This is a genomic window from Hymenobacter properus, from assembly GCF_015694735.1.
GTDB classification, from domain to species: domain Bacteria; phylum Bacteroidota; class Bacteroidia; order Cytophagales; family Hymenobacteraceae; genus Hymenobacter; species Hymenobacter properus.
This window is the reverse complement of sequence record NZ_JADQDP010000007.1, coordinates 102,463-120,326: the sequence shown is the minus strand read 5'-3', so window position 1 is coordinate 120,326 and position 17,864 is coordinate 102,463. Positions and strand designations below refer to the sequence as shown.

The window sequence follows — 17,864 nt, the reverse complement described above, 5'->3', positions numbered from 1 at the left end:
TTACTTCGTTCAAACCCCACTACATCATGACCGAACCCATTCAGTGGACCCCGATTAAGGAGTTCAAAGAAATCATCTTCTCGCAGTTTGGCGGAATCGCCAAAATCAGCATCAACCGGCCGCAGGTGCACAACGCCTTCACGCCGCTCACGGTACAGGAAATGATTGATGCCATGCGCATCTGCCAGGACCGCACCGACATCGGCGTCATCATCCTCACCGGCGAGGGCGGCCGGGCCTTCTGCTCGGGCGGCGACCAGAGCGTGCGTGGCCACGGCGGCTACGTGGGCGAGGACACCGTGCCCCGCCTCAACGTGCTGGAACTGCAGAAAATCATTCGCTCCATCCCTAAGCCGGTCATTGCCATGGTGGCGGGCTGGGCCATTGGCGGCGGCCACGTGCTGCACGTGGTGTGCGACCTGACGGTGGCCGCCGAAAACGCCCGCTTTGGCCAGACCGGCCCGAAAGTGGGTTCGTTCGACGGCGGTTTTGGAGCTTCGTACCTGGCGCGCATCGTGGGCCAGAAGAAGGCCCGCGAAATCTGGTACCTCTGCGACCAGTACGACGCCCAGGAAGCCCGCGAAATGGGCCTCGTGAACAAAGTAGTGCCGCTCGACCAGCTGGAAGCCACCACCGTGGCCTGGTGCCACAAGATTCTGCAGAAAAGCCCGCTGGCGCTGCGCATGCTCAAATCTTCGTTCAATGCGGAGCTTGATGGGCAAGCTGGCATTCAGGAGCTGGCCGGCAACGCCACGCTGCTCTACTACCTGAGCGACGAGGCCAAAGAAGGCCGCAACGCCTACGTGGAGAAGCGCCAGCCCGACTTCTCGAAGTACCCGAAATTCCCGTAGCGCATCGGGTGTTATCCAATGCAAAGAAGCCTTGCCCATGCGGCAGGGCTTTTTTTATGCGTGACTTCCAGGCAAAACCGACATAAAACAGACCTGTCCAAATTTTGCAGGAATTTGCACTGAAACCAGATATAATTTATTAATTTAACAAGATTATGGCATCATAATTAACGAATACTCAAAACACCTACCTTGCTTCTGCCAAATTCTCCCTAAATCTATCCATTTGGCAGAGCTTTTATGAAAAAAACTTTACTCCTGCTGGGGGGCTTGCTGTGCCTGTCCCCCGCGCTTCGGGCCCAGATGGCGCCGAGGCAGGCTGTCAGCGCGGAAACGCCCTACGCGGCCGATTTTGCTCAGGCCTACAAGCGCTACCCGCTGGTGCCGCGCGGCGTGCTGGAAGCGGTGGCCTACACGCAAACGCACATCCGGCACATCACGCCCAAAGACCCCACCAGTTGCATGGGCATGCCGCTGCCCTCGGGTGTAATGGGGCTTTTTGGCGACGGCAAGGGCTACTTCCGCGAAAACCTGCGGCTGGTGGCCAAGCTCTCAGGCCTGAGCGAAGAAGCCATTAAAAACGACCCGGCCAGCAATATTCTGGCTTACGCGGCGGCCTATGCGCAGCTGGCCGCCGCACGGAAGCTGCCGGCTGATGCGCCGGAGAAGCACCTTTCGGTATTGCTGGCGCTGAGCGAATTGCCGCTGGCCAAGGATGCAGTAAGCACCTTCGCCCTCGACTCGCACCTCTACAGCGTGCTCACGTTTTTGAACCAACCGGATAACCAGCTGCGCTACCATTTTCCGGACTATCACCTCGATTTGCGCGCCATTTTCGGGGCCAATTATGATGTATTGAGTTCGGGCATGGCCCAGGTGGCGCCCGACCACGTGCAGGCGCAGGGCCGGGCTTTTAATCCGGCGGGCTCGACGTATGCGCTGGTGGCGTCGTCGGATTACGGCCCGGCTATCAGCGACCTGACGACCTGCAACTACAGCTCGCGCAACGGCACGGCTGTCACGCATTATGCCATTCACACGGTGCAGGGCACGTATGCGGGCTGCATTTCGTGGTTTAAGAACTGCTCGGCGCAGGTGTCGGCGCACTACGTGGTGCGCTCCAGCGACGGGCAGATAACCCAGATGGTAACCGAGGCCAACAAGGCCTGGCACATCGGCTCCGAAAACCCCTACACCATCGGCACCGAACACGAAGGCTACGTGGACGATGCCTCGTGGTACACGTCGGCCATGTATAGCAGCTCGGCGGCGCTGGCGCGCGACATTGCGGGCAGCGGCTACGGCATCAGCGGGCTGCGCACGTTTTATGGGGCGGCCACCACGGGCACATTCAGCACGGGGGCCTGCGTGAAAATCAAAGGCCACCAGCACTTCCCCAACCAGACGCACACCGACCCCGGCGTGAACTGGAACTGGGAGAAATTCTACACCCTCGTCAACAACGCGCCCACGGTGACGAGCCTCACTGCGGCTTCGGGCACGGTGTACGACGCGGGTGGCCCCAGCGCCAACTACCCCGACGACGTGCGCCAGTGCCAACTCATTGCGCCCACTGGTGCCACCAGCGTCAGCCTGAGCTTCAGCAGCTTCGACCTGGAAAGCGGCTACGACCACCTACTGGTCTTCAATGGGCCTAACAACCAGGCGCCGCTGATTGGCAAGTACTCGGGCACCACTAACCCGGGCACGCTCACGGCCTCGTCGGGCAAAATGTACTTGGAGCTGCGCAGCGACTGCGCCACCACGCGCCCGGGCTTCGCGGCCAACTGGTCGTCGGTGGGCGGCGGCACGGGCTGCCCCACCGACAGCTACGAGGCCAACGAAACCCTTAGCGCCGGCGCGCCCATTGGCGTGAACGTGAACAACACGGCCTACATCTGCCCTACGGGTGACGTGGACTGGTACAAGTTTACGAGCAGCAGCACCAATAACAACATCAAAGTCACGCTCACCAACCTGCCGCTCGACTACGACATGGAGTTGTACAACGCCAGCGGCACGCTGCTCTACTCCTCCACCCAGCCCAGCACCACGGCCGAAACCATCACTTACAACGGCGCCCCGGCCGCCACTTACTACGTGAAAGTGTACGGCTACAATGGCAACACCAGCACCGCGGCCTACACGCTGCGCGTTTCCACGCAGTCGACCAGCTGGCTGATGGCCTCTACCGGCGGCGTGGCGGCCAATACTTCCCTGAGCCAGACGGAGCGCCCCCAGCTCACCATCACCAACCCGGTGGATGCGGGGGCCAGCGCCTGGCTCACGGCCACGGGCTACACCGGCCCGGCCGAAATTACGCTGCGCAACGCCCAGGGCCAGCCCGTGGGGGCCAGCACCCGCACCCAGCTCGAGGCCGACCAACCGCGCGGCTACGCGCTGCCGGCCGGGCTGCAGCCGGGCGTCTACGTGGTCACGGTGCAGCTTGGCACCGGGGTGCAATACCTGCGTTTGCTGGTGCAGTAAGGCAGTAGCATTCCCGGAAAGGCCAACGGCCCGGCTCGCATGGTGCGGGCCGGGCCATTTTGCTTACTGAATTTTGGTGCTGGCTGAAACGAGGTAGAGACGCGTATTTGCGTCTTGTTGTTGAACAACGATGGTGGGACAAATCCGCACGAAGCCCAAACGGCACGGCCGACGAGACGCAAATACGCGTCTCTACTCCACTGAATAAACGGAACCAAAAATCCAGCCCGTCGCTAGAAAGCCGACCCGAAGGCCTGGCAGCCTTCGCACCAACCGAAAAAGAAGCGCAGACGCGCGTGCTTGCGCTCTTTTTTTGCCAGTTTAGCTTGGGCGCGGGCTTGTTGCTCTTCGGGTGTGCCCGCGGCGGACTGGCTGCCAGAAGCCAATGTGGCGGAAGGCCGAGCTTGCGGCTGAGTGTTCATGGCGAAAGGCTTTGGTGAGAAACCCAATTTAGTGATTCCTCACTTAAAAGTCAAGAACTATTTAGATTGGTGGGGTAGCGGCAGTCTTGCTGGCCGAAAAAAGGCCTTCCCGCCTGCTTTCAACTTCCAGCCGAACGCTGGAGTGGCGCGGCGCGTAGCTTTGCCTCATGACCACTGCCCTGCCCACCTCCCTCCTGCTCAACGGCCGCGAATTCACTTACGCGGCCATCCAACAATACCCGGCGCAGCTCGACGCGCCCGTGAACGGCTACGAAGCCAAGGTGCTGGACTTTGTGCGGCAATGGCTGACGGGCACGCAGGAATTTGGGCTCACCACCTCGGGCAGCACGGGCACGCCCACGCCCATCACGCTGCGGCGGCGGCAGCTCGAAGCCTCGGCTCACCGCACCGCCGACTACTTCGACCTCGGCCCCGGCGACCGCGCGCTGGTGTGCCTCAACTGCGAGTACATCGGCGGGCTGATGATGCTGGTGCGCGGGCTGGAGCGTAACATGCACCTGACCATCGTGGAGCCGCACGCTAACCCGTTCGACTACGTGGCGCCCGAGGCGGAATTTGATTTCGCGGCCTTCGTGCCCCTGCAGCTCAAGACGGTGCTGACCGCCGGGCTGGCGCCGCGCCTCAACCGCATGAAGGCAATTTTGGTGGGTGGCGCGCCCGCCGACGCCTCGCTCACGCAGGAGCTGCAGCCGCTGAGTGTGCCCGTGTACCTCACCTACGGCATGACCGAAACCTGCTCGCACGTGGCCCTTCGCCGCCTTAATGGGCCCGAGGCCAGCGCACGCTTCCGGGTGTTTAAGGGCATTGCGGCGGGGCAGGACGAGCGGGGCTGCCTGACCTTGCGCGGCGACGTGACCGACGACCAGCTCATCGTGACCAACGACCAGGTGAATTTGCTCGATGCCCACACGTTTGAGTGGCTGGGCCGGGCCGATTTTGTGATAAATACCGGTGGCGTGAAAGTGCCGGCCGAGAAGGTGGAGCTGGTGCTGGACGTGGCCCTGGCTGAAATGGGGCAGTCGCGCCGCTGCTTCGTGGCCGGGCGCTCCGACGAGCGCCTGGGCCAGGCCGTGACGGCCTTTATTGAAGGCAAAGCGCTTTCGCGCGAGCAGGAAAAGCAGCTGCAAACCCTGCTGGCCGAGCGGCTGGGCCGCTACGAGGTGCCCAAGCAACTGCGCTACGTGGCCGAGTTCCAACTCACGGCCACGGGCAAGCTGAACCGGGCGGCCACGTTGCGCGGGTTGGAGTAGCGGGCCGGGGCTGGGGTGCCTTTTGTAGCTTTACGGCTTCACTCCCACTGTTCTTTATGAAGCGAACCGTTTATTCGTTGGCGCTGGCGGCACTGCTGGCCGGGCCGGCCGCGCACGCCCAAACTCCCACCCCCGCCAAATTTCAAGTAGCCACCGAGCAGTTTGCCGATTTGCGCATGCTGCGCTACCAGGTGCCGGGCTTCGCGCAGCTAAGCGCCAAGCAGAAGGAAATGCTCTATTACCTGTCGGAGGCCGCGCTGAGCGGGCGCGACATCGTGTACGACCAGAACTACAAGCACAACCTGCGCGTGCGCCGCACCCTGGAAGCCATTTGGGCTGCCAACCAGCAGAACCTGAAGGGCGCCCAGGCTGCCGAGGCCGAAAAGCTGAACGTATACGCCAAGCGGGTGTGGTTTTCCAACGGCATTCACCACCACTACTCCACGCGCAAGTTTGTGCCCGAGTGCTCGGCCGCCTACTTCACCAAGCTGGTGAAGGGCGTGGACGCCAAGACCCTGCCGTTGGAAAAAGGCGAAACCGTGGACAAGTTCGTGGCCTTTATCACGCCCATCGTTTTCGACCCCAACGTGGCCCCGAAAAAGGTGAACCAGGTAGCGGGACAGGACTTGCTGGCTACTTCAGCTACTAACTTTTATGAAGGCGTGACGCAGGCCGAGGCTGAGGCGTTCTACGCCCAGAAAATTGATAAAAAAGACCAACGCCCCATATCCTACGGCCTGAACTCCAAGCTCATCAAGAATAAGAGCGGGCAGCTGGAGGAGCGCACCTGGAGCGCACAGGGCATGTACGCGCCGGCCATCAAGCGCATTGTGTACTGGCTGCAGAAGGCCGCCGACGTGGCCGAAAACCCCACCCAAAAGGAGGCCCTGACCAAGCTCATCAGCTTCTACCAGACCGGCAGCCTCAAAACCTGGGACGACTACAACATTGCCTGGGTGAAGGACACGAAGTCGGCCATCGACGTGGTGAACGGCTTCATTGAGGTGTACGGCGACCCGCTGGGCTACCGCGCCACCTACGAGTCGGTGGTGAGCTTCCGCGACGAAGAGGCCACCAAGCGCATCAAGGCCATCGGCGACCAGGCGCAGTGGTTCGAGGACCATTCGCCCATCATGGACCAGCACAAGAAGAAGAACGTGGTGGGCATTACGGCCAAGGTCATCACGGTGGTGATGGAATCCGGCGACGCGGCCCCGAGCACGCCCATCGGCATCAACCTGCCCAACGCGACCTGGATTCGCAAGGAATACGGCTCGAAATCGGTGAACCTGGGCAACATCGTGGAAGCCTACGACCAGGCCAGCGCCAGCTCGGGTGCCCTCACCGAGTTTGCATTCGACCCCGCCGAAGTGGCCCGCGTGCGCCAGTACGGCGCGCTGGCCGGCAAGCTGCACACCGACATGCACGAGGTTATCGGCCACGCCTCGGGGCAGATAAACCCCGGTGTGGGCACCACCAAGGAAACGCTGAAAAGCTATGCCTCGGCCCTGGAAGAAGGCCGCGCCGACCTCGTGGCCCTGTATTATCTGCCCGACGTGAAGCTGCAGGAGCTGGGCGTGGCCCCCTCGCCCGATGTGGCCAAGGCCGAGTACGACAGCTACCTGCGCGGCGGCCTTATTACCCAGCTCACCCGCCTGCAGCTGGGCGAAACCGTGGAAGAAGCCCACATGCGCAACCGCCAGATGATTTCGAAGTGGGTGCTGGAAAAAGGCAAGGCCGACAACGTAGTGGAAATGGTGAAGCGCGACGGCAAAACCTATGTGCACATCAACGACTACACCAAGCTGCGCGGCCTCTTCGGCCAGCTGCTGCGCGAGCTGCAGCGCATCACGAGCGAAGGCGACTACGCGGCCGGCAAAAACCTCATCGAAACCTACGGCGTGCAGGTAGACCCCGAGCTGCACAAGGAAGTGCTGGCCCGCTACCAGAAGCTCAACATCGCGCCCTACCAGGGCTTTATTCAGCCCAAGCTTGTGCCGGTGATGAGCGGCAGCAAAATCACGGACGTGAAGGTTGAGTACCCCACCAACTTCGCGCAGCAGATGCTGGACTTTGGCAAAAAGTACTCGCTGCTGCCGGATTATAACTAGGGCGCTGGGGACTGATTAGCCCGTCATGCTGAGCGCAGTCGAAGCATCTCTACCGCTTCGTTGCTCCGATTGGATTAGTTGCGCGGTAGAGATGCTTCGACTGCGCTCAGCATGACATTCTTGATATTATTGAATATGTCCCGGCCGGTTGTTCAGACAGAACAACCGGCCTTGTTGTTTCGGGCCCGAGGTCCGCTCACGTTACCGCTTCATAGTGAACCACTTTCGCTTCTGCCTTTTTAAATTTTCCGCCCTGCGCCCAGCCGTCCTGACCCTGCTGCTGAGCATCTTCGGGGTCAGTGCCTGGGCCCAAACCCCGGCCGACTCAGCCAGCACCGCGCCGGCCGACACGGCGGCGGTGAGTAGCGTGGGCGGGCTCACGCCGCCGCCCGCCGGGCTGCCTTCGGCCGAGTTTGAAACCTACAACGTGAACAGCCGCGGCGTGCGCTACACGGCCGCCCTCACCGGCCTCTACACCACGGGCACGGTGGAGCGGGTGTACTTCAGCACCAGCCACACGGGCGGGTTTTCGCGCGGGCACTGGCAGTTTCCGGCGGCGCTGAGCTACAGCTACGGCCGCCAGGACGGCGCCCTGCGCGAGCGGGAGCTGCTGCTGCTCAGCACGCCCGACTACCGCCTGGGCAAGTGGAAATTTTACGCCCTGGGCGAGTTCGAAACCAGCAACCTGCGCGCCATCGCGCAGCGCGTGGTGGCGGGCGGCGGCGTGGGCTACCAGCTCTACGCCGACACGCTAACCAACGAAGTGGCCCTAAGCACCTTTCTGCTCAATGAGCGCACCGACTACAACACCGAGCCGGAGCTGCAGCGCTACGTGGTGCGCAACTCCACGCGCCTCAAGCTGCGCCTGACGCGGGGCGTGGCCAGCTTTTCGGAGCTGCTGTTCTACCAGCCCAGCCTGCGCGACCCCGGCGGCGACTACCGCCTCAACAGCGCCAGCGTATTGGCCCTCAAGCTCTACCAGCACCTGGCCCTGAACGTGGCCTACACGTTCTCCTACGAAAGCGTGGTGGTGCAAAACCGCAGCGCGGCCAATGCCACGCTATCGGTGGGGTTTGCTTACAGCACGGGGAAGTAGTAGCAATGCACTGTCATGCAGAGCGCAGCGAAGCATCTCGCGTGCTTCAACTAATTACTTAATCCAAGCGAGATGCTTCGCTGCGCTCTGCATGACCTGGGTAAAAGTGCCTTGATTAACCTGTTAGTCGGCCTGCATGTTGGCTTGCGTGAAGAGCGGCTCCCGGTCTTTCACCACTTTGATGAGCTCGCCCAGAAAAACGTTGGCGCGCAGGTAGAACACGGGGCCGTTCAGCTCCTTTTGCACCGATTTGGGCACAAAGAAGGGCTGCCGCCAGCCCGCACCCGTGCCAAAGCCGCCCCAGCGAAACAGCCGGTACTGGGCCGCCACAGCCGGCTCGGCCACGCCCATGAAGTCGCGTGGTGTTTTATCGAAGTCGCCCTCCACATTCTCGTAGCGCACGTAGGCCGAGCCCATGCCCAGCTGCAGATTGGCGCTGAGCTCCCAGCGGGTGGTTTCGAGCAGCACGTAGCCGGCGTAGGCGGCCAGGTAGCGGAAGCGCAGCTCGGCGTCGGCGTCTTCGGCGGCATTGTCGGGGCGGGACTGGCGGGTGGGCACGCCGGTGCTCAGAAAGTAGATGGCCGCGCCGGTCCGGAAGCGGCTTTTGAATTCAATGCCCAGCTTGAGGCCGTTGATGGTGGTGAGGTGGTGGTTGATGACGGAGTAGCGCGAGTCGTACTGCACCACAAAACGGTTGCGGGCCAGGCGCGGAATATTGGGCCGGCGCCCCACGGTATCGGCCGGCACCGCCAGGCCCACCTGGGCCCGGCCTAGCGCCGGCACCAGCCACAAGCCCATCCACAACCCAAAACGCAACATCAAACCCATAGCGAACCGAAGTACGGCCCGGCCCCGGCGAGGTTGTAGCCACGCTGGCGCCAAGGCCTTGCCCCGGCAGACGGATGAGCAGGTGCAATACTTTAACCCCTACTTCGCCAGCGCCGCGTTGAGGGCGGCCACGGTGGCGTCGCCGTCGCTGGGGCGCGGGGCCGTGCGGGTGATGATGCGGCCGTCGCGCCCAATGAGCCAGTAGGTAGGGTAGCCGCTCACCTGGTAGCGGCTGGCCACATCGTCGCCCGCGGGGCTGCGCAGGTGCACGCTGTTGGGGCTGGTGAGGTGCTCAGCAGCCAGCACTTTCTGCCATTTTTCTTCCTTGTCGCCCACCGAAATGAACACGAAAGCCACGTCGCGGCCTTCGAATTTCTTTTTTAATTCGATACTGGCGGGCATTTCCTTCATGCAGGGAGCGCACCAGGTGCCCCAAAAATCGAGGTACACCAGTTTGCCGCGCAGGTCTTGCAGCGACACTTTTCGGCCGGTATTATCAAGCAGCGTGAAGGCTGGGGCAGGCTGGGCCTCTCTCACCGCCAGTTGCCGACCGAGGAGCGTGCGCAAGGTGCGGGCCGCTGTTGAATCGCGGTTGTGGGCGCGGAACGTAGGGTAAGCAGCCACCACGCCGTCGAGGTTGGAATCGAGCTTCCAAAGATAGAATTGCGACATGGCCCGGTCGATGCTGGCCGGGTTGGCGCCAAAGTCGGCCCGGGCCAGGGCGTAGTGGCGGGGCGCCTCGGCGGGGTCGGCACTTAGCACACCACTGGGATTCAACCGGTTGGCGTAGGACGTGAGAAAGCGCATGACGGCCGTGTTGCCCTTGCCGCCCCGCTCGCCGAGGTATTGGTCGAACTGTTTGAGCGGCAGCTGTTGCAGAAAGTCGAAATAAGTGGTCGGCAGCACCGGTTCCTGCTTGGCGAGGTAGCGGTAGGTGCCGGGATATTCGAGCAGGGAAATGGCCCAGCCCAGGTCAATATCAAGCCGTTCGCTGCGCTGAAAATCAGCCGGCAGCGGGTGGGCTTTGGCATAGCTGGCCAGGAAATCGCGCCGCGCCTGGCGGAAATCGTTGGCCTGCTGCCGCATTTGGGCGGCCGTGGTGGTGGGCTGGGGGCGCGCGGCGGCGCTGCCCGGGCCAAACTCAAACCGCCACAGCGACCGGGCCAGGTAATTGTTGGCGTCGGCGCCGTCCCCGCTGAATTGCAGGCTTTCGTCAAACTTGGGGAAGTCGAGGGTCATCCGCACGTCGTCGCCGGGGCGGAGGTAGAGGCTGGCGTGCTGGCGGGCGTAATAAAAATCGACCGGCGTGCCCGTCTTCAGGTCGGGCACCGTCACCCGGAAGTCGCCGGTGGGGCTGAGCACGGCGCGCAATCGTTGGCCTCCCTGGTGTGAGCCGTAGGCAAGGCGCACGGTGTCGCCGGCCGGGGCGTGGTCGAGGTGGCCGCTAAGGGTGGCTGTGGTGGGTGGGATGGGAGCGGGCACACGCAGGGCGGCACTCAGCAGCAGCGCGGGTAGGGAAAGGAGCATAGCAGAAGATTGCAGCAAAAGGTCGGTTGGTCAAAGGTAGATTCGGCCGACGGGCTATTGGTTGCCTCGCTTCACCGCCGCGGCTCCCCGCTTCGCCCCGCCGTTTCGCCGCTTCGCCCCCGTAGCCCTGGCGGCCGGGCAGACCGGCCCGTAAGTTTGAACCAGTCATCTCACTTTACCCGCCATGCTCACGCCCGACCTCCTGTTCAAAATTGCCAGCAACGTGGCCGCGCTGGGCTGGCTGCTGCTGGTGCTGGCCCCACGCTGGCGCGGCACCCGCGCCGTGGTGCTGAGCGGAGCCCTGCCCCTGCTGCTGGCCGCTACCTACGTGGCCGTCATCGGCTACCAGACGCTGGCCCACCCGGCGCCGGGCGCAGGCTTTAGCTCGCTGGCGCAGGTGGCGGCACTGTTTAAAGAGCCGTGGGCCCTGACGGCCGGCTGGGTGCACTACCTGTGCTTCGACCTGGCGGTGGGCATCTGGGAAAGCCGCGATGCCCAGCGGCGCGGCGTGCCGCACCTATTGCTGCTGCCTTGCCTGGTGGCCACCTTCCTGCTCGGGCCGCTGGGGTTCCTGCTGTACTCGGCGGTGCGGCGATGGTACCCGCGGCCGGTAATGGCCACCATCTAGGTGTTTTTCAAAGCAATTACACTCCAGACCGCCTCACATGCATCCTTATTCAATCAATGCTGGCGGCTATTCCACCTCCGGGCACCGACAAGAGCCCGTTGGCGGGAGCGGCGCTACCTGGTTGTGTAGCCTTGCATACCTGCTGCTTTTGGTGTTCTTGCTCCTGACTGCGTCGGCCCAGGTTGTGGCGAAAGCTCCGGACTGTACCACGAAGAACATCACGTTCGAGTGTGCGGGAGTTACGCTGGCGGGCACCGTATTAGCGCCCAGGCGGCCGGTGGCGGCGGTGGTGCTGGTGCACGGCTCCGGGCAGGAAAAACGAATGATAGACATGGCGACGCGGCTGGCGGAGCGCGGCATTGCCGTGCTGACGTACGACAAGCGCGGCGTGGGCGAATCGGGGGGCGTGTATGCCGGGCCGGAAGTCGGCACCAACAACGTCGACGCGGCCAACCTTGACTTGCTGGCGCGCGATGCCAGCGCGGCCACCGATGCCCTGCGGGCGCAGCTGCCGGCCTGGCACGGCCCGATTGGATTGCTGGGGTTTAGCCAGGCCGGCTGGGTGATTCCCCTGGCGGCCCGCCGGAACAGCGCGGTGGGCTTTATGGTGTTGTTTAGCGGGCCCGTGGTGACGGCGCGCGAGCAGTTGCGGTTTCAGTTTTTCACGCAGGGCAACCGCCATTTTTGGGATACGCACACCGAAGCCGAGGCCCGCGAGCACCTGCTGCACGACCCCGACCGGTATCAATTTGCCGATACCGATGCGGGCGGCATTCTCGCCACGCTCGCCATCCCGGGGCTTTGGCTGTTTGGCGGCCAGGACATTCAGGCCCCGGTAAGCCTGTCGATGGAACACCTCGATGCACTCAAGGCCCAGGGCAAGCCCTACTCCTACCGCTTGTTTCCGGCCTTGGGGCACGACACGGGCTCCTTGCCCGAACCACTGGACACGGCCATTCGGTGGATGAAAGACCGGGCCGCCCGCCAGCGCTGAGAGCGGAGGCGCCGATGGCGCAGGCTGTAGAATTCTCTCTCCTGTCTCTTCTCTTCCAAACCTGAAACCCATGCTTCACCCGTCGCTTTCCGCACCGGCCGTTCCCGCCGAATCTTTCCTTTCCTCCATCGCCACCGCCCTGCGCACCCTGCACCGCGCCAACCCTGTGCTGTCGTGGACGGGCTGGCTGAACGTGGCGCTGGCCGCGTTGGCGCTGGCCCTGCTCCTGCTCGACCACCGCCTGGTGACGGGCGCGCCGGTGTGGGTGAAGCCGCTGAAGTTCGCGCTGTCCATCACGGCCTTTGCTTGGACGCTGGGCTGGCTGCTGGCCGACCTGCCGCAGGGGGCGCGGCGGGCCGTGCAGCTCATCAGCTGGGGCGTGGCCGTGAGCATGGTGGTGGAGCAAGCCGTGATTTTCACGCAGGCCGCACGCGGCACCACCTCGCACTACAACAATACCTCGGCCCTGAACGCCGTGCTGTTCGGCCTGATGGGCCTTTTCATTCTGGTGAACACCCTGCTAACGGTGTGGGCGCTGTTTCTGGTGTGGCGGCACCCGCTGCACGGGCCGGTGGGCTACGTGTGGGGCGTGCGCCTGGGGCTGCTGCTCTTCCTCATCGGCAGCGTGCTGGGCGGCATGATGATTCACAACATGCAGCACACCGTGGGCGCGCCCGACGGCGGCCCCGGCCTGCCGGGCCTGGGCTGGAGCACCCGGGCCGGCGACCTGCGCATTGCGCACTTCCTGGGCATGCACGCGCTGCAGGTGCTGCCCCTGCTGGGCTGGGCCCTCAGCCACTGGGCGCCGCGCTGGGCCGCCCCCCTCACCTGGACGGGCGCCGCGCTCTATGCGGCGGCAGTGGGCGGGCTGTTTGCGCTGGCGCTGGCCGGGCGGCCGCTGTGGGCCGGGCAGTAGCGCGAACTTTAGCTTCGCTGACCTTTGCGCTACTATTGCCCCGCCGCCCCATGCCCGCCCTCAACGACCGCCGCTTTCTGCTTTGGGGCATTCCGCTGCTGAGCCTGTTCATCACCGCCTTCACCTTGCCGGCGGCCGAGCGCAACTGGCCGCAGCTGCTCGGCCACTGGGCTATTTCGATGTATTTCACCACCGGCTATTGGCTGAGCAACCGGCTGCTGTGGCGAGAGCTGCTGCGCCGCCTCCCGCGCCCCGAGCAGACGCCGCGCCGCCTTTGGCTGCTGGCCGGCCTGGCGTTGCTGACCACCATCGGGGCCTCGGTGGGGCTGTTTTTGCCCATGCACGGGCTGCTGCCCCGCTATTTCCCGCTGGCCTGGGGCGCGCTGCTGGAGCAAATCCGCTTCAGCCTGGTGCCCACCGTGGCGGTGCTCACCCTCTACGAGGCCATGTATTTCTTTGAGCAGTGGAAGGACAACCTGGGCCGCGCCGAGCAGCTGGCCCGCGCCCAAACCCAGGCCCGGCTCGATGCCCTGCAAAGCCAGCTCGACCCGCACTTTCTCTTCAACAACCTCAACACCCTGGCGGCCCTCATCGAGCCGGAAAACGAGCCCGCCCAGCAGTTTGTGGAGCAGCTGGCCGACGTGTACCGCTACGTGCTGCTGGCCCAGGGCCAGGCCACGGTGCCGCTGGCCGAGGAGCTGGCCTTCGTCGAAACCTACCTGGCGCTGCACAAGGCCCGGTTTCGGGATAACCTGGCGGTGGAAGTAGCGGTGCCCGCTGCCGCCCTGGCCCGCCGCGTGGCGCCACTCAGCGTGCAGCTGCTGGTCGAGAATGCGCTGAAGCACAACGAGGCCTCGCGCCAGCACCCGCTGCACCTGCGCCTGTGGGCCCCGGCCGACGCGCCGGGCTTCTTGCTGGTGGAGAACACCCTGCGCCCGCGCACAGCCGGCCTCGCGCCCGGTACCGGCACGGGCTTGGCCAACGTGCGCCGCCGCTACGAGCTGTTGCACGCGGCCCGCCCCGTGGAAGCCGGGCCGACGGCGGGCAAATTCGTGGTGAAATTGCCGCTGCTCTCGCCTCACCCATGAACATTCTCCTCCTCGAAGACGAGTACCCGGCCGCCGAACGCCTGCAGCGCCTGCTGGGGCAAGCCGCCCCCGAGGCCCAGGTGCTGGCCGTGCGCGACACCGTGGCCGGCGCCCTGGACTGGCTGGCCGCTCACCCTGCCCCCGACCTCATTGTCAGCGACATTCAGCTGGCCGACGGCCTAAGTCTGGAAGTATGGGAACAAGCCGTGGTGCCCAGTCCGGTCATCTTCACCACCGCGTTTGACGCCTACGCCATCCGGGCGTTTCAGGCCAACAGCATTGCCTATCTGCTCAAGCCCGTGAAGCTGGCGGAACTCCAGGCTGCCCTGGCCAAGCTGCGGCAATGGGGTGAATTAAGAGTTAGGAGTGAAGAGTTAAGAGTTGATTCAGGGGACGCTGCCGAATTAACTCTTAACTCTTCACTCCTAACTCTTCACTCCATCGAGCGTTTGCTCGATGCCCGCCGGCCCTACAAAACGCGCTTTCTGGTGCGGCAGGGCGAGCAGTTGCTGCCCCTGCCCGTGGCCGAAGCGGCCTGGTTTCTTAGCCGCCACGAAACCGTGACGCTAGTGGCCGCCGACGGCCGCCGCTTCGTGCTCGACTACACCCTGGAGCAGCTCGAAGGCCTGCTCGACCCCACGCAGTTTTTCCGCCTCAACCGCCAGGTAATTGCTCAGCTCCCGGCCGTGCGGCGCCTGCACCCACATTTCAATGGCAAGCTGTTGGTGGAGCTGCACCCCGCCGCCCCCGAAGAGGTGCTGGTGAGCCGTGAGAAGGCCCCTGCCCTCAAGGCCTGGCTGGAAGGCTAGCCTCGAAAAAAATTTCGAAGAGTTCTGTAACGTTCGAAAAGTCGCGCAGTATCCACACGCGAACACACTCTTCATCTTTTTTCTGCAACGAAGTTGAGCGGGTCGCGACGGGCGGCCCGCTCCGACCTGGTTGGCCGCCAGTTCGCTTTCCGGCACCCTGCCGCCCCGCCAATATTCCGGTTTTGCTGCTTTTCCGCTACGCGCCTTTGGCCGGACCGGGCACCCGCATGCCACTACCGCAGCTGCCTTGCAGCGGCTGCTTTTCGCATTAGCTCACTCATCGCTAAGCCCTTATGCCACACCTTTTCTTTCTGCTGAAAGCGCGTTTTTCTCAAAACCAGCGCCCCTTGTTTCGCGCAGCCCTCTTGCTGCTGAGTTTCTGGCTGGCCGCCTTCTCGGCCCAGGCGCAGGTTGCAGCCGTGACGGGCAGCGTGCGCAGCGGCGCGGGCGCTGGCGTCGAGTTTGCCACCATAACCCTGCACCGCGCCGCCGATTCTGCGGTGGTGAAAACCGAGTTTAGCGACGCACAGGGCTCCTTCAAATTGGAGCACAAGGCCGGCGGGCTCTATCGCGTGTCGGCGTCGCAAGTGGGGTTTGTGCGGTATTGGAGCGCGCCGTTTGAGCTGTCCGCGGCTGGCGTGGCGCTGCCGGCCATCGCTCTGCAAACCAGTGCAGCTACAGCGCTGAAAGAGGTGACAGTGATGGGGCAGAAACCGCTGTTTGAACGCCTGGCCGACCGCACCGTGGTGAACGTGGAAGGCTCGACGCTGGCCGCCGGCAACTCGTCGCTGGAAGTGCTGGCCCGCTCGCCGGGCGTGACCGTGGACGGCAGCGACAACCTCGCCCTGAAAGGCCGCACGGGCCTGCTGGTGCTCATAGACGGCAAGCGCCAGCCCATGACCGGCACTGAGCTGGCCGACTACCTGAGGGCCCTGCCCGCCGACCAGCTCAAAAGCATTGAGCTGATTACCAACCCACCGGCCAAGTACGACGCCCAGGGCGGGGCCGGCATCATCGCCATCAACCTCAAGAAAGACCAGCGCCTCGGCACCAACGGCAGCCTGAACGCCAGCTTCGGCCGGGGCGAGTACAACAAGTTCACCAGCGGCTTCAACCTGAACCACCGGCGTGAGAAGGTGAACCTGTTTTCGTCGGTTACTTACACCGACCGCGAGAACTTCAACGTGCGCGACACTTACCGCTACTTCTACGAAACGCGCGACGGCCAGCAAGTGCTCAAAGGCACCAGCGACCAGCGCAACCGCATGGTCTCGACGGACCATTTCCTCATCTGGCGGGCCGGAGCCGACGTGAACCTGTCCAAGCACACGGTGCTGGGCGGCGTGGTCACGGGTTTCTCCATCCCCAATCCCAAGCCCCACGGTACGGGCCTGAACACCAGCGTTTTTTACGATGCCAATGGCAACGTGCAGGAATCCTACACGGCCCTGAGCACCAGCATGGGCAACAACCCCAACGTGTCGGGCAATGTCAACTTCAGGCACACCTTTGGCGAGGGCACGGGCAAGCCCGAACTCACGGCCGACGTGGACTACGCCCGCTACTCCACCCACCGCACGCAGAGCCAGACCACATTTTTTGAGCCGAACGTGCCCTTTAATACCCTGGCAAGCGACCAAACCAGCGAGCTGACCATTCAGGCGGTGAAGGCCGACTACGTTCAGTCGCTCAGCGCCCAAACCCGCTTTGAAGCCGGCGCCAAGGCCAGCCAGGTGACGGCCGACAACGACATTCGCTTCGAGAACACCCGCCAGGGCGTTACCACCCTCGACCGCAACCTGAGCAACCGTTTCAAATACGACGAATTTATCTCGGCCGCCTATGTCAACCTCAACCACACCGTGGGCAAGCTCAATGTGCAGGCCGGCCTGCGCGGCGAGCAAACCCATGCCAAAGGCCAGCAGCTGACCACCAACCAAGGCTTCCAGCGCGACTACTACCAGCTGTTTCCGAGCGCAGCGCTGAAGTACTCCCTCAACGAGCGCCACGAAACCACGCTTTCGTTGAGCCGGCGCATCAACCGGCCCGGCTACGGGCAGCTCAACCCCTTCCGCTACATCATCGACCCGGCCACCTCGGGCAAAGGCAACGAGGACCTGCGCCCCGAAACCAGCCTCAACACCGAAGTCAACTACACCTACCGGCAGAAATACACCCTCGGCCTGAGCTACAGCCGCACCAGCGACCCCATCACGGACGTGGCCTACCCCGAAACCGACAGCACCACGGTGTCGACCAACGTCAACCTCGACCGCCAGCACTACGTGGCCCTGACGCTCACAGCGCCGCTCACGGCCGGCAAGTGGCTGAGTGTGTACAACAACGCCATTCTCTACTACATCCACTACCAGGGCAACCTGGCCGGCACCTCGCTGCGCGCCGGCAAGCCCACCCTTAACCTGAGTACCAACCTCACCTTCACGCTGGCCAAGGGTTGGGGGGGCGAAGTGAGCGGACGCTACACCTCGGCGCAGCGCGTGGGCTTCTTCGAGTTTCAGCCGCTAGGCCAGGTGGGCATCGGCATCAAAAAGGACGTGTGGGACCGAAAAGGCACCTTCCGCCTCGCGGCCACCGACATCTTCTATACCACTCCACTGCGGGCCGTTTCGGAATACACCAACTACCGCCAGTACCTGTTCCTGCGCCGCGACACCCGCGTAGTGACGCTGTCGTTCAACTGGCGCTTCGGCAATGATAAGGTGACCACCAACAGCTCCCGCCGCACCGGCGCCGAAGACGAGCGCCGCCGGGCGCAGTAGTCAGCTTCGAGGAAGTGTAAACGCAAGTAACAAGCCCCGTCATGCCGAGCGCAGCC

Annotated in this window: 14 protein-coding genes; 11 read left to right on the top strand and 3 right to left on the bottom strand. The window is 63.6% G+C overall.

Annotated features, from left to right (window positions below; genetic code table 11):
* The first annotated feature begins 26 nt into the window (after positions 1–26).
* Together menB and I2I01_RS21780 are read left to right on the top strand one after the other, a co-directional pair.
* Positions 27–851, top strand: a complete 825-nt coding sequence (gene menB, locus I2I01_RS21785) for a 1,4-dihydroxy-2-naphthoyl-CoA synthase (RefSeq protein ID WP_196288640.1) — start codon at positions 27–29, stop codon at positions 849–851.
* A 240-nt stretch (positions 852–1,091) separates the two neighbouring features.
* A complete protein-coding gene (locus I2I01_RS21780) occupies positions 1,092–3,338 on the top strand; it encodes an N-acetylmuramoyl-L-alanine amidase (protein ID WP_196288639.1) in 2,247 nt (748 codons plus the stop codon).
* 233 nt (positions 3,339–3,571) lie between these two features.
* On the opposite strand, the gene I2I01_RS21775 is transcribed toward I2I01_RS21780, so the two are convergent.
* Complete coding sequence (locus I2I01_RS21775; RefSeq protein WP_196288638.1) at positions 3,572–3,760, bottom strand: hypothetical protein; 189 nt, start codon at positions 3,758–3,760, stop codon at positions 3,572–3,574.
* 167 nt (positions 3,761–3,927) lie between these two features.
* Between I2I01_RS21775 and I2I01_RS21770 the strand changes: the two genes are divergently transcribed.
* The 3 genes from I2I01_RS21770 (at position 3,928) to I2I01_RS21760 (ending at position 8,238) form a co-directional block, all read left to right on the top strand.
* Positions 3,928–5,031, top strand: a complete 1,104-nt coding sequence (locus tag I2I01_RS21770) for an AMP-binding protein (protein WP_196288637.1) — start codon at positions 3,928–3,930, stop codon at positions 5,029–5,031.
* 56 nt (positions 5,032–5,087) lie between these two features.
* Positions 5,088–7,142: a dipeptidyl-peptidase 3 family protein gene (locus tag I2I01_RS21765; RefSeq protein ID WP_196288636.1), complete on the top strand. Its 2,055-nt coding sequence runs from the start codon at positions 5,088–5,090 to the stop codon at positions 7,140–7,142.
* Positions 7,143–7,356: 214 nt separating this feature from the next.
* Positions 7,357–8,238 carry a DUF481 domain-containing protein gene (locus I2I01_RS21760; RefSeq protein ID WP_196288635.1) on the top strand — a complete coding sequence of 294 codons (882 nt, stop codon included), beginning with the start codon at positions 7,357–7,359 and terminating at the stop codon, positions 8,236–8,238.
* A 123-nt stretch (positions 8,239–8,361) separates the two neighbouring features.
* Here I2I01_RS21760 and I2I01_RS21755 read toward each other — a convergent pair whose 3' ends face one another.
* Together I2I01_RS21755 and I2I01_RS21750 are read right to left on the bottom strand one after the other, a co-directional pair.
* A complete protein-coding gene (locus I2I01_RS21755; protein ID WP_196288634.1) occupies positions 8,362–9,066 on the bottom strand; it encodes a hypothetical protein in 705 nt (234 codons plus the stop codon).
* Between the two features lie 99 nt (positions 9,067–9,165).
* Positions 9,166–10,593: a TlpA family protein disulfide reductase gene (locus I2I01_RS21750; RefSeq protein WP_196288633.1), complete on the bottom strand. Its 1,428-nt coding sequence runs from the start codon at positions 10,591–10,593 to the stop codon at positions 9,166–9,168.
* Between the two features lie 184 nt (positions 10,594–10,777).
* Between I2I01_RS21750 and I2I01_RS21745 the strand changes: the two genes are divergently transcribed.
* The 6 genes from I2I01_RS21745 (at position 10,778) to I2I01_RS21720 (ending at position 17,808) form a co-directional block, all read left to right on the top strand.
* Complete coding sequence (locus I2I01_RS21745; RefSeq protein ID WP_196288632.1) at positions 10,778–11,221, top strand: ABA4-like family protein; 444 nt, start codon at positions 10,778–10,780, stop codon at positions 11,219–11,221.
* Between the two features lie 151 nt (positions 11,222–11,372).
* Entirely contained in the window at positions 11,373–12,215 is an 843-nt protein-coding gene (locus I2I01_RS21740; RefSeq protein ID WP_317196908.1) for an alpha/beta hydrolase family protein, read from the top strand.
* A gap of 70 nt (positions 12,216–12,285) precedes the next feature.
* Positions 12,286–13,131 carry a hypothetical protein gene (locus tag I2I01_RS21735; RefSeq protein ID WP_196288630.1) on the top strand — a complete coding sequence of 282 codons (846 nt, stop codon included), beginning with the start codon at positions 12,286–12,288 and terminating at the stop codon, positions 13,129–13,131.
* A gap of 50 nt (positions 13,132–13,181) precedes the next feature.
* Complete coding sequence (locus tag I2I01_RS21730) at positions 13,182–14,219, top strand: sensor histidine kinase (protein ID WP_196288629.1); 1,038 nt, start codon at positions 13,182–13,184, stop codon at positions 14,217–14,219.
* Positions 14,216–15,028 (top strand): LytR/AlgR family response regulator transcription factor, encoded by an 813-nt coding sequence (locus tag I2I01_RS21725; protein ID WP_196288628.1) that lies wholly within the window; start codon positions 14,216–14,218, stop codon positions 15,026–15,028. The genes I2I01_RS21730 and I2I01_RS21725 overlap by 4 nt, the downstream gene beginning before the upstream one ends.
* Positions 15,029–15,321: 293 nt before the next feature.
* Positions 15,322–17,808 (top strand): TonB-dependent receptor domain-containing protein, encoded by a 2,487-nt coding sequence (locus I2I01_RS21720; protein ID WP_196288627.1) that lies wholly within the window; start codon positions 15,322–15,324, stop codon positions 17,806–17,808.
* The last annotated feature ends 56 nt before the right edge of the window (positions 17,809–17,864 follow it).

Bases quoted from the DNA above. Each gene is read 5' to 3' on its own strand.
- menB (WP_196288640.1), top strand. From the start codon at position 27: ATGACCGAACCCATTCAGTGGACCCCGATTAAGGAGTTCAAAGAAATC.
- I2I01_RS21755 (WP_196288634.1), bottom strand. From the start codon at position 9,066: ATGGGTTTGATGTTGCGTTTTGGGTTGTGGATGGGCTTGTGGCTGGTG.
- I2I01_RS21750 (WP_196288633.1), bottom strand. From the start codon at position 10,593: ATGCTCCTTTCCCTACCCGCGCTGCTGCTGAGTGCCGCCCTGCGTGTG.
- I2I01_RS21765 (WP_196288636.1), top strand. From the start codon at position 5,088: ATGAAGCGAACCGTTTATTCGTTGGCGCTGGCGGCACTGCTGGCCGGG.
- I2I01_RS21770 (WP_196288637.1), top strand. From the start codon at position 3,928: ATGACCACTGCCCTGCCCACCTCCCTCCTGCTCAACGGCCGCGAATTC.
- I2I01_RS21725 (WP_196288628.1), top strand. From the start codon at position 14,216: ATGAACATTCTCCTCCTCGAAGACGAGTACCCGGCCGCCGAACGCCTG.
- I2I01_RS21780 (WP_196288639.1), top strand. From the start codon at position 1,092: ATGAAAAAAACTTTACTCCTGCTGGGGGGCTTGCTGTGCCTGTCCCCC.
- I2I01_RS21730 (WP_196288629.1), top strand. From the start codon at position 13,182: ATGCCCGCCCTCAACGACCGCCGCTTTCTGCTTTGGGGCATTCCGCTG.
- I2I01_RS21745 (WP_196288632.1), top strand. From the start codon at position 10,778: ATGCTCACGCCCGACCTCCTGTTCAAAATTGCCAGCAACGTGGCCGCG.
- I2I01_RS21720 (WP_196288627.1), top strand. From the start codon at position 15,322: ATGCCACACCTTTTCTTTCTGCTGAAAGCGCGTTTTTCTCAAAACCAG.
- I2I01_RS21775 (WP_196288638.1), bottom strand. From the start codon at position 3,760: ATGAACACTCAGCCGCAAGCTCGGCCTTCCGCCACATTGGCTTCTGGC.
- I2I01_RS21735 (WP_196288630.1), top strand. From the start codon at position 12,286: ATGCTTCACCCGTCGCTTTCCGCACCGGCCGTTCCCGCCGAATCTTTC.